Origin of the sequence: Granulicatella elegans (assembly GCF_020735385.1) — a bacterium.
Taxonomy (GTDB): domain Bacteria; phylum Bacillota; class Bacilli; order Lactobacillales; family Aerococcaceae; genus Granulicatella; species Granulicatella elegans_B.
Map to the genome: position 1 here is coordinate 1509181 of NZ_CP085953.1, position 16416 is coordinate 1525596.

The 16416-nt window shown below is 33.5% G+C and carries 13 protein-coding genes and 1 pseudogene; 9 read left to right on the plus strand and 5 right to left on the minus strand.

Annotation, left to right across the window (positions count from 1 at the left end; translation table 11 throughout):
* Window position 1: 1 nt before the first annotated feature.
* The 7 genes from LK443_RS07495 to codY all read left to right on the plus strand — a co-directional run bounded on the left by LK443_RS07495 (window position 2) and on the right by codY (window position 7825).
* Entirely contained in the window at window positions 2-775 is a 774-nt protein-coding gene (locus LK443_RS07495) for a ribonuclease HII (protein WP_227931310.1), read from the plus strand.
* A gap of 71 nt (window positions 776-846) precedes the next feature.
* A complete protein-coding gene (dprA, locus tag LK443_RS07500; RefSeq protein WP_227931311.1) occupies window positions 847-1713 on the plus strand; it encodes a DNA-processing protein DprA in 867 nt (288 codons plus the stop codon).
* A gap of 106 nt (window positions 1714-1819) precedes the next feature.
* The gene (gene topA, locus LK443_RS07505; RefSeq protein ID WP_227931312.1) at window positions 1820-3889 is read left to right on the plus strand and encodes a type I DNA topoisomerase; all 2070 of its coding nucleotides are present in this window, start codon (window positions 1820-1822) and stop codon (window positions 3887-3889) included.
* A 218-nt stretch (window positions 3890-4107) separates the two neighbouring features.
* Window positions 4108-5049, plus strand: coding sequence for a tyrosine recombinase XerC (xerC, locus tag LK443_RS07510; RefSeq protein ID WP_227931313.1), 942 nt, complete (start codon window positions 4108-4110; stop codon window positions 5047-5049).
* A gap of 11 nt (window positions 5050-5060) precedes the next feature.
* Window positions 5061-5588: an HslVU peptidase proteolytic subunit gene (gene hslV / locus LK443_RS07515; protein WP_227931314.1), complete on the plus strand. Its 528-nt coding sequence runs from the start codon at window positions 5061-5063 to the stop codon at window positions 5586-5588.
* Between the two features lie 11 nt (window positions 5589-5599).
* Window positions 5600-7006: an ATP-dependent protease ATPase subunit HslU gene (gene hslU / locus LK443_RS07520; protein ID WP_227931315.1), complete on the plus strand. Its 1407-nt coding sequence runs from the start codon at window positions 5600-5602 to the stop codon at window positions 7004-7006.
* A gap of 15 nt (window positions 7007-7021) precedes the next feature.
* Window positions 7022-7825: a GTP-sensing pleiotropic transcriptional regulator CodY gene (gene codY, locus LK443_RS07525; RefSeq protein WP_227931316.1), complete on the plus strand. Its 804-nt coding sequence runs from the start codon at window positions 7022-7024 to the stop codon at window positions 7823-7825.
* 169 nt (window positions 7826-7994) lie between these two features.
* Here codY and LK443_RS07530 read toward each other — a convergent pair.
* The 3 genes and pseudogenes from LK443_RS07530 to plsY form a co-directional block, all read right to left on the minus strand.
* Window positions 7995-8156, minus strand: a pseudogene (locus LK443_RS07530) (transposase); the annotation flags it as partial.
* Entirely contained in the window at window positions 8140-8472 is a 333-nt protein-coding gene (locus tag LK443_RS07535) for a hypothetical protein (protein ID WP_227931317.1), read from the minus strand. The pseudogene LK443_RS07530 and the gene LK443_RS07535, both read right to left, overlap by 17 nt.
* A gap of 357 nt (window positions 8473-8829) precedes the next feature.
* Window positions 8830-9435: a glycerol-3-phosphate 1-O-acyltransferase PlsY gene (gene plsY / locus LK443_RS07540; RefSeq protein WP_227931318.1), complete on the minus strand. Its 606-nt coding sequence runs from the start codon at window positions 9433-9435 to the stop codon at window positions 8830-8832.
* Window positions 9436-9608: 173 nt separating this feature from the next.
* On the opposite strand from plsY, the gene parE reads away from it, so the two are divergent.
* Together parE and parC are read left to right on the plus strand one after the other, a co-directional pair.
* The gene (parE, locus tag LK443_RS07545; RefSeq protein ID WP_227931319.1) at window positions 9609-11657 is read left to right on the plus strand and encodes a DNA topoisomerase IV subunit B; all 2049 of its coding nucleotides are present in this window, start codon (window positions 9609-9611) and stop codon (window positions 11655-11657) included.
* A 1-nt stretch (window position 11658) separates the two neighbouring features.
* Window positions 11659-14115, plus strand: coding sequence for a DNA topoisomerase IV subunit A (gene parC / locus LK443_RS07550; protein WP_227931320.1), 2457 nt, complete (start codon window positions 11659-11661; stop codon window positions 14113-14115).
* Between the two features lie 317 nt (window positions 14116-14432).
* On the opposite strand, the gene LK443_RS07555 is transcribed toward parC, so the two are convergent.
* Complete coding sequence (locus LK443_RS07555; RefSeq protein WP_227931321.1) at window positions 14433-15629, minus strand: putative glycoside hydrolase; 1197 nt, start codon at window positions 15627-15629, stop codon at window positions 14433-14435.
* A 6-nt stretch (window positions 15630-15635) separates the two neighbouring features.
* Window positions 15636-16268, minus strand: coding sequence for a YkyA family protein (locus LK443_RS07560; RefSeq protein ID WP_227931322.1), 633 nt, complete (start codon window positions 16266-16268; stop codon window positions 15636-15638).
* Window positions 16269-16416 lie beyond the last annotated feature (148 nt).

A 16416-nucleotide genomic window follows, 5' to 3' on the forward strand; every position in this document is an offset into this window, starting at 1 on the left:
GATGACTGAAAAATATACCATTAGTCAGATTAAAGAAATTCTAAGTTCGATTCATTCTATGGAAGATCTCATTTTTCAACAATTGAGTTTAGATATGAGAAAAGGAGTGCAAACAGCTCTCAAATCGTGTCAAAAAAGAATTGAAAAAGAACAAAAACGTGCAGAACATTTTATTGAAATGCAATATTATGAGAAATTAGCTTATCAAGAAGGAGCTAGTTTTATTGCAGGAGTCGATGAAGTAGGACGTGGACCATTAGCGGGTCCTGTAGTAGCTGCAGCAGTCATTTTACCGAAAAATATTGAAGATTTAGGGTTTGATGATTCTAAAAAATTATCAGCATCTAAACGAGAAGAAATTTATCGACTCATTCAAGAAAAAGCTATTGCAATTGGAATTGGAATTGTGGATGCAGATATTATTGACCAGGTTAATATTTATCAAGCTAGTCGTTTAGCAATGCAACAAGCAGTAAGTGAATTAAAAATTCAACCGGATTATTTATTAATTGATGCGATGAAAATTGATGTGAATACACCGCAAATTGGCATCATTAAAGGAGATGCAAAGAGTATATCGATTGCAGCAGCAAGTATTGTGGCAAAACAAGTGCGTGATCAAATGATGCAAGAATTTGATGAATTATATCCAGGATATGATTTTTCTAATAATGCCGGTTATGGAACACCAAAACATTTGGAAGGATTACATACAAAAGGAATTTGTCCCATTCATCGAAAAACTTTTGCTCCAATTAAAGATTTTTTACAATAAAAAAATATTTTTAGCCTTTTTTTTCGTATATAACAAATAGAAATGTTATTTCGAGAAAGAAGGTTATTTTTATGGAATGGACAAGACGAACACTAATGATTGCTCTAGCAATGAGGGATAAGGGAAGTAGTCAACAAAGATGGGAGTTGTATCAACAATTATGTCAAAATGAATGGACAGAAGGAAGTTTTACATTAGAATCGATTCATCAGGAATTAAGTTTAGAAGAGATTGATTGGCTAAGAAATACAGATTTTGCGAATTTGGAATTAAAGTATCGAAAAGAAGGGATTCATTTTTTGATGTATGAAGATGCTTTGTATCCAAAACGTTTAAAAGAAATTTATTTACCACCAGTTGTGTTATTTTATAAGGGAAGACTGGAGTTATTCAATCGATTATCAATCGGAATGGTTGGTGCAAGAAACCATACTCCCTATAGCAAAGAAGCGCTAGAATATTTACTACCCGATATACTTGAAAGAAAAGTATCCATTATTAGTGGATTAGCAAGAGGAGTAGATAGTTTAGCTCACCAACTTACATTAGATTTAAAAGGGGAAACGATTGCGGTTGTTGGAAATGGGATTAATATTTGCTACCCTAATGAAAATCAAAGTTTATATGATACGATAGGAAAAAAAGGATTGATACTGTCTGAATATCCATTAGATAGTCCACCTTTAAAATTTCATTTTCCTTATCGAAATCGAATCATTGCAGGATTAAGCCATGGATTATGTGTGATTGAAGCGAAACTGCATAGTGGAAGTTTAATTACGGCAAATGTTGCTTTAAGTGAAAATCGTCAAGTATTTGCCTTACCTGGTAACATTACAAGTGAATTTTCCAAAGGAACGAATGAACTGATTACAGCTGGGGCCTTTCCGATAAGAAATGCGAATGATATTTTAAATTCTCTTCATTTTTTTCCATAAAATTTTTACTCATTTAGTTTTTTGATTTGACAAACAAACTTTCGTTCGCTATGATGAATAACGATTATTGAAAACAAGCATATACTTCTGTGAAGGGAGTTTCGATATGGTTAAGAAAAACTTGGTGATTGTCGAATCACCAACAAAAGCGAAAACAATTGAAAGATATTTAGGAAAAAACTTTAAAGTAGTGGCAAGTAAAGGTCACTTACGTGATTTACCAAAAAGTAAAATGGGAATCGATATTGAGAATAATTATGAGCCTCATTATATTTCTATTCGTGGAAAAGGGGATTTAATCAAATCTTTGAAAAAAGAGGCGAGTAAAGCCGATGCCGTTTACCTTGCAAGTGACCCGGATAGAGAAGGGGAAGCTATTTCATGGCATTTAGCACATTTATTAGGATTAGATACGACTAAACCGATTCGTGTAGAATTTAATGAGATTACAAAGGATGCTGTAAAAGAAGCCTTTAAAAATCCAAGAAATTTAGATATGGATTTAGTTGATGCGCAACAAGCTCGTCGTATTTTAGACCGCTTAGTAGGGTATACGATTTCTCCAATTTTATGGAAAAAAGTGAAAAAAGGCTTAAGTGCTGGTCGTGTACAAAGTATTGCTGTAAAATTAATTATTGATCGAGAAAGAGAAATTCAATCTTTTGTTCCAGAAGAATATTGGACATTAGATGCGACTTTCCAAAAGTCAACAAAGAAATTTTCAGCGAGTTATTATGGAACAACCGCTGAAAAAGTTGAATTAAAATCTCAAGATGAAGTGAATCAAGTCTTGAAAGAAATTGACGAGAAGTCACCATTTACTGTTCAAAAAGTTACGAAAAAAGAAAGAAGAAGAAATCCTGCTGCACCATTTACAACAAGTAGCTTACAACAAGATGCTTCGAATAAATTAAACTTTAGAACTCGTAAAACAATGATGGTCGCTCAACAATTATATGAAGGTGTATCGCTAGGAAGACAAGGATCAGTCGGTTTAATTACATATATGCGTACCGATTCAACTCGTATTTCTCAAACAGCTAAGGATGAAGCAAAATCATATATTTTGTCAGAATTTGGTAGTGAATATTCGAATTCAACTCGTTCGACAAAAGTTTCAGAAGGGGCTCAAGATGCCCATGAAGCGATTCGTCCTTCATCTGTTATGAGAACTCCTGATTCTATTGCCTCTTATTTAACAAAAGATCAATTAAAATTATATACATTAATTTGGTCTAGATTTGTCGCAAGTCAAATGTCTGCGGCTGTTTATGATACGGTTCAAGTTGAATTAGAGCAAAATCAACAAGTATTCAAAGCAAATGGTTCTACCATTAAATTTGCTGGTTATCAAAAAGTTTATCAAGACAATGCGGATTCTAAAAAATCTAATGTTCTACCGGAATTAGTGAAGGGAGATACGGTATCTGTTCAAAAATTAGATCCAGAACAACACTTTACTCAACCACCTGCTAGATATTCAGAAGCGACTTTAATTAAAACATTAGAAGAAATTGGAGTCGGTCGACCTTCAACTTATGCGCCAACGATTGAAACGATTCAAAAACGTTATTATGTCAAATTGGTAACGAAACGCTTTGAACCAACGGAATTGGGAGAAATTGTTCATCAAATGATTCAAAATTATTTCCCGAATATTGTGGATACAAGATTTACTGCTGAAATGGAATCAGAATTAGACCAAATTGAAGCAGGTAAACAAGAGTGGGTTCAAGTCATCGATCGATTCTATCAACCATTTAAGGCTGAAGTGGATAAAGCGGAAATTCAAATTGAGAAAGTCCAAATTAAAGATGAACCTGCAGGATTTGATTGTGAAGTTTGTGGGAATCCAATGGTCATTAAATTAGGACGATTTGGAAAATTTTATGCATGTAGTAATTTCCCTGATTGTCGTCATACTGCAGCAATTGTAAAAGAAATCGGTGTAACTTGTCCTCATTGTCATCAAGGGCATGTGATTGAGAGAAAATCGAAGAAGAATCGTTTATTCTATGGTTGTGATCGTTATCCTGAATGTGAATTTGTCTCATGGGATAAACCTGTAGGAAGAGAATGTCCGAAATGTTCTCACTATCTTGTAGAGAAAAAAGTGAAAAGTGGCAAACAAATTGTATGTAGCCAATGCGATTATAAAGAAGAAATTCAAAAATAATGATGGAAAGAAGCCTTGCGGCTTCTTTTTTCGTAATAATCCAAGAGATAAATATCTCTTGGATTACATATAGATTCTAACAAATTGAATTTTTTCAAATGAAAAATAATATTAGAGCATTTCTTTTGTTGTGAAAATTGTTTGAAAAATTTTGACAATTTAGTTGTCAGTTGTCAGAAACTATGCTACAGTTTTATATGGAGAAAGGATGTCGTTAAATGGAAGAACTATTTCATGCATTTATTCAATATTTAACAGTCGAGAGAAGATATTCGATGAAAACAGTCGAAGCGTACCAGCGAGATATTGAACAATTTTTGATGTTTTTAAAAGAAATTCCATTAACACAATTATCAGAAGTTACAGTAGTGGATGTACGAATTTATCTTGGAAAACTACATCAACAACAATATAACCGTTCCAGTATTTCACGATTTTTATCAAGCCTTCGTTCGTTTTATCAGTACTTATTAGAACATGACATTGTTGAGGAAAATCCATTTGCCAGTATCACTTATAAAAAAGGACAAAAACGACTTCCTGAATTTTTTTATGAAGATGAAATGGATAAATTTATTGCTTCCATTGATGGAAATCAGCCTTTAGACCAACGTAATCGTGCGTTAATTGAAGTATTATATGCTACAGGGATGCGAGTAAGTGAATTAACCGAATTGACTTTACAGCAATTAGATTTTAAAAATGGCATTATTTTGGTCATTGGGAAAGGTTCAAAAGAACGATATGTTCCAATCGGAGATTTTGCTAGAGAAGCTTTACAGAGTTATCTAGATGAAAGTCGAACTTCTTTAATGAGCCAATATAAAAAGGAACATACTTCTGTCTTCGTGAATCATTTAGGGGATCCATTAACAACAACAGGTGTTCGCTATATTTTAAATCAATTATTACAAGAAAGTGGATTACAATTAAAAATTCATCCGCATATGTTGCGACATACTTTTGCGACTCATTTATTAAATAATGGAGCAGATATGAAAACTGTTCAAGAATTATTAGGACATGTTAGTTTAAGTTCTACTCAAATTTATACACATGTCACAAAAGATGCTTTGCAACAAAATTATCAATTATATTTTCCAAGAGCAAAACAAGAGGAAGATACTTTTGATGCATCCAAATTTAACCATAAACTATAGGAGGTTTTAAGATGACAACAATATGTGCCGTTAAAAAAGGAAATCAATCTGCTATTGCAGGTGACGGTCAAATTACCATGGGTGAAAGAATTATTATGAAAGGTAGCGCTAGAAAAATTAGACGCATTTTCGGTGGAGAAGTCGTTGTTGGTTTTGCTGGTGGGGTTGCAGATGCGATTACTTTAGAAGAAATGTTTGAAGACCAATTAAAGCAATTTAAAGGGAATTTGCAACGTGCAGCTATTGAATTAGCAAAACAATGGAGAACAGATCGTACCTTACAAAAATTAGAAGCGATGCTAATTGTGATGAATAAAGATCAATTATTATTAGTTTCTGGTACTGGTGAAGTGATTGAGCCAGATGATGGGATTTTAACGATTGGCTCAGGTGGAAATTTTGCATTATCAGCTGCTAGAGCTTTACTACGACTTGGGGATGAAAATTTAAGCGCAGAAGATATTGCTAGAGAAAGTTTAAAAGTTGCTTCAGAAATTGATGTGTATACAAATGATGCAATTATTACAGAAGTAGTATAGGAGACGGGAAAATGAATTCAAAAATTAGTAAGACACCTAGAGAGGTCGTACAAGAATTAGACCAATTTATTGTAGGACAGGCTAGTGCTAAACGAGCTTTAGCAGTTGCGCTACGTAATCGTTATCGTCGTTTATTATTAGATGAAGAAATGCAAAAAGAAGTGACTCCTAAAAACTTATTAATGATTGGACCAACAGGTGTAGGGAAAACGGAATTAGCGAGACGTTTAGCAAAACTTGTGGATGCACCATTTGTTAAAGTTGAAGCGACTAAATTTACAGAAGTGGGTTATGTCGGTCGTGATGTTGAATCGATGGTTCGTGATTTAGTAGAAAATGCGATTACTATCGTGCATAAACAAAAACAAGAAGACGTACGTCCGCAAGCTTATGATAAGGCTGTACGTAAATTAGCAAAAATTTTAAAACCTGGCATCATGAAAAAAGTGGCGAATCCGCAACAAGATTCTCTAATGGGATTATTCCAATCAATGGGCTTACCAAAACCAGATCTACCACAAGAGGAAAAAGAAGAAGTAACAGAGGAAATTGCTGCATCAAGACGTGAAATTGAGAAACAATTGAGAAATGGTTTATTAAAAAATCAAGAAGTTACGATTGAAGTAGAAGAAAAGCCATTACGTATGACAGGAAATTCAAATGGAATGGAGCAAATGATGCAAATCCAATCCATGTTAGATCAAATGACCCCTAAAAAACGTTCAAAACGTACTGTTAGTGTAGAAGAAGCGTTAGATATTTTAACAGAACAAGAAGCTGATCAATTAGTGAATAAAGATGATGTCCATGCAGAAGCATTAAAATTAGCAGAGACATCAGGTATTATTTTTATTGATGAAATTGATAAAATTGCTGCTAAAGGACATCATGGAGGGGAAGTTTCTAGAGAAGGTGTTCAAAGAGATATTTTACCAATCGTAGAAGGAAGCCAAGTTCAAACTAAATATGGTGCTATTCAAACAGATCATATTTTATTCATTGCTTCAGGAGCTTTCCATGTTGCTAAACCAAGTGATTTAATGCCTGAATTACAAGGTCGTTTCCCAATTCGTGTGGAATTACAAGATTTATCAAAAGAAGATTTCGAACGTATTTTAACAGAACCGAAGAATGCCTTATTAAAACAATATAAAGCATTATTGGCTACTGAAAATGTTGAAGTTATCTTCACAAAAGAAGCTGTTTCTTCACTTGCTAGAACAGCATTTGAAGTGAATAGTAATATGGAAAATATTGGAGCACGAAGATTGCATACTATTCTAGAAACATTATTAGAAGAATTATTATTTGAAGCTCCTCAGATGCAAATGGGAAGTATTCAAATAACTGAGCAATATGTGGAATCAAAATTAAATACAATCACAGCAGATCGTGATTTAAGCCGTTATATTTTATAGGAAGGAGAGAGAACATTGCAACAAGTACTAAAGGATTTAAGAAAAATCAATACGGTTTTACAATATGATAATTTATGGACATTAGATGAAAAGGCTGATTTACCATTTAATACTTTAAGTGATGTATTAGGGACTCTATTGAAAGTGGATTTATTTATTGCTTCACCAGAAGGAAGAATTTTAGGTGTGCATGATCAATTCGAGTTAAATAATGCTCGGATACATGAATATGTTTCAACAAGACAATTTCCTGATTTTTATGTGAATGCTTTGAATTCCATTGAAACAAATTTAGAAAATATTTCAGTAGATGCTGAATTAACTATTTTTCCTGTGGAACTAAAACAGGAATATCTTGAAGCAAAAACAACGATTATTCCGATATATGCTTCTGGAAACCGGTTAGGATTTGTTGTGATGGGAAAAGCTAAAGAATCGTTTTCAGCGGGTGATTTGATTTTAGCAGAGCATGCAGCAACCGCAATTGGAACCGAGTTATTGCACTGGCAAACAAAACGAATTGAACAAGAAAACCGAGAAAAACAAAATGTCCATTTAGCATTAAAATCTCTTTCTTATAGTGAAATTGAAGCGATAAAAATTATTTTATCCTTATTTGAAGGAATTGAATTACGATTCACTGCATTGAAAATTGCCAAAGAGTTTGATATCACACGTACGGTAATTGTGAATGCGATTCGTAAACTAGAATCTGCAGGCATACTTGAAAGTAGAAGTTTAGGAACAAAAGGAACCTTCCTACGAATCAAGAACCAACACATTCACCAAGCATTGAATGCTGAATTAGCTAATTTATAGAAAAAAGCCATTAATGTTAAAAGATAAGAAGAAAAATCTTATTTGTTTGTGAGGTCGCCAGCAGCCTCGCAGCGAGTCTCATGGCACTTTCACTACAAAACGATTTTTCTTCCTATCTTTTATTGGCTCTTTATCAAATAGGGTTGATGAAACAATTTTAGTGAAGGAATTAAGCAGCGTCAGGTTGCTTAATTCCTTTTTTAGTCGTTGGAGTAAATAGTTGAGACATTAGTAGAATTCTATTTCTAAAATGAGTGAAACCAGTGTAGCCATAAGCGTTTCTTTTAAGTACTTTAATCTTGTTGTTAATCCCTTCAATAGGTCCATTTGAAAGAGTTGGATTTTTGAAAATACGGTAAAAACTTCTTAAATGTTTGTAGAACGCGATTTAATCCATTAGACAGATGGTTCGTTTGTACACTCATCAATTCTTCTTTAAATTCAATGAAATTTCTCTCCTTAAAAGCTTCTCTTAATTGATGTACTGTTTTATATTCTGGTTTAAGTGAAGGTACTTTTTGTAATAAATAATCTCCAATTCCTTGAGAATGCGTTAACCAATCGAATAATCTGTAATAGCTGTAGTGAAAGCATTGAAGGTCATTTTGATTTTTTAAGATTATTTTCCAGTAACGTACTTGATTCATTGTTCTTGTCTTGTTTAATTCTCCATTTTTCTATCTTGAACAACATCAACAAGTTGATGAGTAATAGCGTCACAATAAGCAAAACTCATACTAGATTCAGCGGAAGCTACAGACTTAAATTCATCCCAACACATATGTTCAGGTAACTCATTTAAAGGCTTAATTCTAAGAGATTCAGCAGTTTCATTGACGACTCTACTTAAATAGTTTGGACGCTTTTAATATAAGAGATGAAGCCCTTTTTGTATACACTAAAATAGGGTTGATGGAGAAAATCCATCAACCCTATAAATTATAGCCCGTAAATTTAGAAATATTGAATTAATACTTCATTGTGAGATTACGCTTTTATTACGTTTACAAGCTTTTCTTCCGTTTAAAAATATCAACTTTCGGTTCGGTACCATTTAAAATTCTTTGAATATTCGTACGGTGTCGATAAATTATAAACAAATCAACAATCAATGCAACCGTTGTTAAAACCATATCGTGGAAGTAAAGAGATGCTAGTACACCGATGGAAATCGTAAGCATACTAGTAAAACTCACCATTTTAGAAATCGATAAAACAATGATAAATAAAAATAAACAAGGAATTAGTAATTCTGGTTTATACGCTAATATAACTCCAGCAAAAGTTGCCACAGCTTTACCACCCTTAAAATTTGCAAATAATGGATACGTATGACCAATCACAGCAAACAGTGCAATAATGAGTGGGGAAATTCCCTGTAAATCCATTTGTTGTAAAAGAAGAACACTAATCGAACCTTTTAAAAGATCCATCAGTAAAACAATAGTTCCTGCTTTTTTACCAAGAATTCTAAACGAATTCGTAGCTCCTAAATTTCCACTTCCGTGTTGTCTAATATCAATTTGAAAAAACTTACGTCCAATCCATAAACCAGAAGGAATGGATCCTAATAAGTATGCCATCGTAGCACCTAAAACAATGGATAGCATAGATATGTCGTTCTCCTTTATCCGTTAAATTTAATTTATACTTATTGATTATAGCATATTTTTAAAAAATTAGTACGATTTTAAGGTGTAATAGGAAGAATTCTTGCAATATTTGAAAAATTAAGTATGATAGAGTAGATATGTTTTATAAATAGGAAGAAGGAGAGTCGTGAATGAGTAAAGTCACTAACCAATATAATGATGATTCAATTCAAGTATTAGAAGGCTTAGAAGCCGTTCGAAAACGTCCAGGGATGTATATCGGTTCAACTGACCATCGTGGATTGCATCATCTTGCCTATGAAATTGTCGATAATGCAGTGGATGAAGCCTTATCTGGATATGCAAGTAAGATTGATGTCACAATTCATAAAGATGGCTCACTATCTGTAAGAGATAATGGGCGAGGAATGCCAACTGGAAAACATGCTTCAGGAATTCCAACAATTCAAGTCATTTTTACCGTTTTACATGCTGGGGGTAAATTTGGACAAGGTGGATATAAAACTTCTGGAGGACTTCATGGGGTAGGTGCCAGCGTTGTAAATGCCTTATCTGATTGGTTAGAAGTTGAAGTATTACGTGATGGCGTATTATATACTCAAACATTTAAAATTGGTGGAGAAAAAGTTAGTTCTATAAAAAAAGAAAAAACAAATCGTAAAGGTTCTGGGACAACGGTTCGTTTCTTACCAAGCAAACATATTTTTTCAACTATCGTTTGGTCTTATGAAACTTTAGCGGAACGTTTACGTGAATCTGCCTTTTTATTAAAAGGATTAACGATTACATTAACAGATGAAAGAACCGATACAAGTGATGAATTTTGCTATGAAGAAGGTATCCGTAATTTCATTCAATATTTGAATGAAGAAAAAGATACCTTATCACCAATTGTAGATTTTAATAGTACGATTGATGGAGTAGAAACAGAATTTGCCTTCCAATATAATGATGGCTATTCTGAAACGATTTTATCATTTGTGAATAATGTTCGTACTAAAGATGGTGGAACTCACGAAGTAGGGATGAAAACTGCCTTAACAAAAGCTTTTAATGAATATGCTCGTAAAGTAGGGCTATTAAAAGAAAAAGATAAAAATCTTGAAGGTAGTGACGTTCGTGAAGGATTAACAGCGATTGTTTCTTTACGTGTCCCAGAAGAGATTTTACAATTTGAAGGGCAAACGAAAGATAAATTAGGAACTCCAGTTGCAAGAAGTATTGTAGATAATACGATTTTTGAACAATTAGGAATCTTTTTAACAGAAAATGGTGAAATTGCTCAAGAATTAATTCGTAAAGCGCTAAAAGCAAGAGAAGCACGTGAAGCGAGTCGTAAAGCAAGAGAAGAGAGCCGTAATGGTAAAAAAGGGAAGAAAAAAGAAACCCTTCTATCCGGAAAATTAACACCTGCTCAAGGGAAAAATCCTAAAAAGAATGAACTTTACTTAGTAGAGGGAGATTCCGCGGGTGGTTCTGCTAAACAAGGCCGTGACCGTAAATTCCAAGCAATCTTACCATTGCGTGGTAAAGTCATTAATACGGAGAAAGCTTCTCTTTCTGATATTTTAAAAAATGAAGAAATTAATACAATCATTTATACAATCGGTGCTGGAGTTGGAACTGACTTTAATATTGAAGATTGTAATTACGATAAAATTGTCATTATGACCGATGCGGATACCGATGGAGCTCATATTCAAGTATTATTATTAACATTCTTCTATCGTTATATGAAACCATTAATTGAAGCAGGAAAAGTATATTTAGCTTTACCTCCATTATTCAAGATTTCGAAAGGAACGGGTAAAAAACAAGTTGTAGAATACGCTTGGACTGAAAAAGAATTAGAAGAAAAAATTAAAAAAGTTGGTAAAGGATACTTATTACAACGTTATAAAGGTCTTGGCGAAATGAATGCAGACCAATTATGGGAAACAACGATGAATCCGGAGTCCAGAACACTCATTCGTGTTGTGATTGATGATAAAGCTCAAGCAGAACGTCGAGTGAGTACATTAATGGGAAATAAAGTTGAACCACGTAGAAAATGGATTGAAAGTCATGTGGAATTTAGCTTAGAAGATGGAAAGAGTATTTTAGAAACAGAGGGGCATTTAACAGTGAGTGAACAACCAAAAGTTTCTAAAGCAAACAAGGAAGAAATAAATTCTCCATCATCTGTTGAACAATTATCACTATTAATGGAGGAGGAATAAGATGAGCTTGCAACAAGATATCCAAGAGTTAAATCTTGAAGATGTAATGGGCGATCGCTTTGGACGTTATTCCAAATATATTATTCAAGATCGTGCCTTACCAGATATTCGTGATGGATTAAAACCTGTACAAAGACGTATTTTATATGCGATGTTTGTAGAAGGAAATACAAGTGAAAAACAATTTAGAAAATCTGCTAAAACTGTCGGTAATGTCATTGGTAATTATCATCCTCATGGGGATTCATCGGTTTATGAAGCGATGGTTCGTTTAAGCCAAGATTGGAAATTAAGAGATGTTTTAGTAGAAATGCATGGGAATAACGGTAGTATGGATGGAGACCCAGCTGCTGCTATGCGTTATACGGAAGCTCGTTTATCAAAAATTTCTGAAGAATTATTACGTGATTTAGACAAAAAAACGGTTGATTTTGTCTTAAACTTTGATGATACAGAAGAAGAACCAACTGTTTTACCTGCTCGATTCCCGAATTTATTAGTCAATGGTGCTACAGGGATTTCTGCTGGTTATGCAACTGAAATTCCAACTCATAATTTAGGGGAAGTTATTGATGCAACAATTCATACCATTGATCATCCTAAAGCAACGGTTAAAGAATTAATGCAATTTGTAAAAGGACCAGATTTTCCAACCGGAGCTATTATTCAAGGGATTGATGAATTAGAACAAGCGTATGAAACAGGTAAAGGAAAAGTAGTGGTTCGTTCTAAAACATCCATTGAAGCCATTAAAGGTGGAAAGAGTCAAATTGTAGTCACAGAAATTCCTTATGAAGTGAATAAAGCTTTATTAGTGAAGAAAATTGATGAAATTCGTTTAAATAAAAAAATTGAAGGCATTGCCGAAGTAAGGGATGAATCAGACCGTACTGGATTACAAATTGTCATTGAGTTGAAAAAAGAAGCAAATGCAGAAGGAATTTTAAATTATTTACTTAAAAATACCGAGCTTCAAATTAATTATAATTTCAATATGGTTGCGATTGATGCTAGACGTCCAATGCAAGTTGGATTAAAGAAAATAATTGATTCTTATATTGCCCATCAAAAAGAAGTGATTACAAAACGTACTCAGTTTGACTTAACTAAAGCACAAAATCGTTTGCATATTGTAGATGGGTTAATGAAAGCTTTATCGATTTTAGATGAAGTGATTGCATTAATTCGTAATAGCAATGATAAAAAAGATGCAAAAGAAAAATTAGTTGAAACTTATGATTTTACTATGACTCAAGCAGAAGCAATTGTCAGCTTACAATTATATCGTTTAACGAATACAGATATAACAATTTTACAAGAAGAAAAATTAGATTTAAATGAACGTGTAGCGACTTTAACAAGTATTTTAAAATCAGAAAAAACGTTATTACAAGTAATGAAGCAAGAATTACGTGAATTAAAGAAAAAATATGCGACACCTCGTTTAACTGAAATTGAAGCAGAAATTAAAGAAATCAAGATTGAAACCGAGATTTTAATTCCAGAAGAAGAAGTGTATGTAGTAGCTACAAAACAAGGCTATTATAAACGAGTGAGTCCACGTTCCTTTGCTTCAAGTTCTCCTGAAGAGAATGGATTGCGTGAAGGGGATGAAGTGTTATTAGTTCAAAAAGTATCAACTTTAGATCATTTAATTTTATTTACATCTAAAGGGAATTATTTACATTTACCGGTTCACGAAATTCCTGAGGCAAAATGGAAAGATGTAGGGCATCATTTAAGCCAATCCATTTCACTAGCGACAAATGAAACTATTTTAGCTAGTATGATTAAGGAAAAAGATAGTACAAAAGTGTATCAAGATTGGACAGTTGTATTCTTTACAAAAGAGGGACTTGTGAAACAAACTGCGCTGAATGAATTTAATACGTATCGAGGGTATAAAACCCGTACTAGTAATGCCATTAAATTAAAAACAGCAACGGATGAAGTAGTAGCTATTGAACTAGTTCCAAATCAAGAACAAGAAATCTTTATTGTGACCCATTGTGGTTTTGGCTTACGTTATGAATTATGTGAAGTTCCGGTTGTTGGTACTGTTGCTAGTGGGGTTAAGGCGATTAATTTAAGAAAAGATGATTTTGTCGCTGGAGCGATGGTTTATAGTCCAAAACATAAAGTTGTTTCTGCCTTTTTAGCGACTCAACGTGGAGCGGTAAAACGTTTTAATGTTTTAGAAGTTTCTATGCTTACAAGAGCTAAGAGAGGGTTAATGGTATTAAGAGAATTGAAGAGTAATCCTCATCGTGTTGTTTATTTAGATGGTAATATTACTTCAAAACAAGAGTATGTTGTTGTTTCGACAAACGGGAAAATGAAAGAGATTCGTCCAATGGACTTAAGTTTGGTAGATCGTACAAGTAATGGTTCGGCTTTACTGAATGATGCAGATGGAGTTACGAAGACAGTGCTGAAGCATTTTGTATATGATGTATAATATTTCTTTAATAGACTTTCTTAGATAGTAGTATTTAGGACGCAAGCAGCCTTGCTTTTGGCAAGTCTCATTGCTAAACTTTGAGTCTGTAGTCTCAAAGTTTCCTGCGTGATAAGCCATTTTGGCTTATCATGCCCATACTACTATAGAAAGTCTTTGGTGTTAATCATACGAAGAAACGTTTATGATTTTTTTATTAGACTTTCTTAGATAGTAGTATTTAGGACGCAAGTAGCCACCTTTCGCTGTCTCATTGCCCATCCTACTTCTATATAAAAACGACAGAACCTTAAATGATTCTGTCGTTTTTCTTTGTCTTAAAAATCAATTTCTGTTGAATATTGACTGGCTGCATTCCATAGTAAGTATTCTTTAATTCCAGCTTCTTTTAAAGCTTTAATTTCTTGGCTAATAACATCAGCCGTATATAATTGGTAGTTTCCTTCGCCTAAATAGTCAGCTGTGAATGCTTGAATCCATGGTCTTGAAGTAGGAGAGGGATTTAAATCTTTAAAATATCCATTCTCAATTTTCATATATTGACTTACGATATCATATGGTTGTTTATCCGGTTCTTTTATACCAAAGACTCCGTTAACCCAGTGACTTGGAAAAATCATTGAAGAAATGACATCAACATGTTCAGCAATATCCGTGAATCTTTGACCAATCCCACCAATTTTTGAAGCGGTAATCGCATGTGCCAAAATATCGGCAGAAAGATGAACGCCGTATGGTTTTAATTTGGCACGAACAAATTCTACAAAGTCTGTGACTGCTGCAATACGCGCTTCATCCATATCTGTATAATGACTGTAATCTCCTAAATCGTAATCTAAATATTTTTCAATTAATTCAAATCCAAGAGGGAAGCGTACATAGTCTAATTGAATATCTTTAAATCCTGCTTTAGCTGCACCTACAGCAATTTCAGCAATGTATTCCCAATTTTCTTTTAGGAAAGGATTTAAGAAAGCTTCACCTTCATCATTTTCCCAAACAGTTCCCATTTGAGTGCGGAATGTTAAATTAGGATTTTGATAAGGAACTAAATGATCCCCAAAACTTACAATTCGAGCAATTGGATAAATTTTATGTTTTTCCAAAGTTTTTAGTAATTGTTTTGTGTCTGTAATTTCATTTACGGTACTATCTTGGATAGTTTGATTATCAGTTTCTAACGGCATTGTAATTTTTCCATATCCATCTCGAACATCGATTACAACGGCATTAGCGTCTGTTTTGTCAACATACTGAACAATTCTATCTAGCTCAGCACCTTTTGCTCTAAATGCTTGAACATAAATCCCTTTAACACCATCCCTTGGATAGGGAATTGTAATTCCTGAATCGTAAGTACTAGTTACAGGAAAATTAACGGGAACTTTTAATAAACTTGAAGCTCTTAAGGTTAATTTTTGCGGAGTTTCTTCTTCGTGTGCATGGACAGGGGTAAAAAGAAGGATGAATACTCCTAATAAAAGAATACGAATGATTCTATTTATTTTCTCCATCAGCAACTACTCCTTTCTTGTACTCAAGCGAGCCTTTAGAATTCGGATTGGTTTGTCAATGGCTGTCAGAGGTTCGTTAATTTCTTCCAGTATTTTTTGACGATCAATGGCTGCTTGATTCAAAACTTTGATTTTCTCTCTTAAATCATCATTTGATAATTTATTTCCAGAAATTTCAACAAAGAATTGTTGTTCTTTATTTAATTGTTCTTCGGATTTCTTGATGTAATCCGTTATACTGTCGACAATTTTTTGCAAGTTTGAGCTTACGATTTTAATTTCAACACTTGGCAAATTTTTGTCTTGTAAATTACTAAGGTGAGACGCATCATCACGAATCACTTTTAACGTTTTAGTAATTTGTTTTTGAATATCTCTTCTTTGTTGTAGATTATCAAAAACTTTACCTTTTTTCTTAGCGTAATTTGCTAGAGTCGAATCATCAGCAATATCATCTTCCCAATCATTTTGCAAATTTGCTTCAAAAGTTTGGATGTTGTTTAAATGATCAACAACCACAGGTAAGGTATCTTGTACTTCTTGAACAGTTTTCTCAGCACTCTTCTTTGTATTAGCGCAGGCTGCAAATACTAGCAAACTTGCACTAATCAAGAATACCTTCGTAGCAATTTTTTTCATAACACACTCCTTATTTTTCGCATCTTCATTTATAGACACACAAATTACTTTGTCATTATACAGTTTTTTTGTGAAATGTACAAATAATTAACCGATTTGATGCCTTTTTCATGTGAAAGTGGGGATGTTTTTGCTATTTTTAGGTAAA

What these genes read in the sequence shown, in the direction of transcription:
- LK443_RS07495 (WP_227931310.1), top strand. Translation starts at nt 2, where the DNA reads ATGACTGAAAAATATACCATTAGTCAGATTAAAGAAATTCTAAGTTCG.
- dprA (WP_227931311.1), top strand. Translation starts at nt 847, where the DNA reads ATGGAATGGACAAGACGAACACTAATGATTGCTCTAGCAATGAGGGAT.
- topA (WP_227931312.1), top strand. Translation starts at nt 1,820, where the DNA reads ATGGTTAAGAAAAACTTGGTGATTGTCGAATCACCAACAAAAGCGAAA.
- xerC (WP_227931313.1), top strand. Translation starts at nt 4,108, where the DNA reads ATGGAAGAACTATTTCATGCATTTATTCAATATTTAACAGTCGAGAGA.
- hslV (WP_227931314.1), top strand. Translation starts at nt 5,061, where the DNA reads ATGACAACAATATGTGCCGTTAAAAAAGGAAATCAATCTGCTATTGCA.
- hslU (WP_227931315.1), top strand. Translation starts at nt 5,600, where the DNA reads ATGAATTCAAAAATTAGTAAGACACCTAGAGAGGTCGTACAAGAATTA.
- LK443_RS07535 (WP_227931317.1), bottom strand. Translation starts at nt 8,472, where the DNA reads ATGAATCAAGTACGTTACTGGAAAATAATCTTAAAAAATCAAAATGAC.
- plsY (WP_227931318.1), bottom strand. Translation starts at nt 9,435, where the DNA reads ATGCTATCCATTGTTTTAGGTGCTACGATGGCATACTTATTAGGATCC.
- parE (WP_227931319.1), top strand. Translation starts at nt 9,609, where the DNA reads ATGAGTAAAGTCACTAACCAATATAATGATGATTCAATTCAAGTATTA.
- parC (WP_227931320.1), top strand. Translation starts at nt 11,659, where the DNA reads ATGAGCTTGCAACAAGATATCCAAGAGTTAAATCTTGAAGATGTAATG.
- LK443_RS07555 (WP_227931321.1), bottom strand. Translation starts at nt 15,629, where the DNA reads ATGGAGAAAATAAATAGAATCATTCGTATTCTTTTATTAGGAGTATTC.
- LK443_RS07560 (WP_227931322.1), bottom strand. Translation starts at nt 16,268, where the DNA reads ATGAAAAAAATTGCTACGAAGGTATTCTTGATTAGTGCAAGTTTGCTA.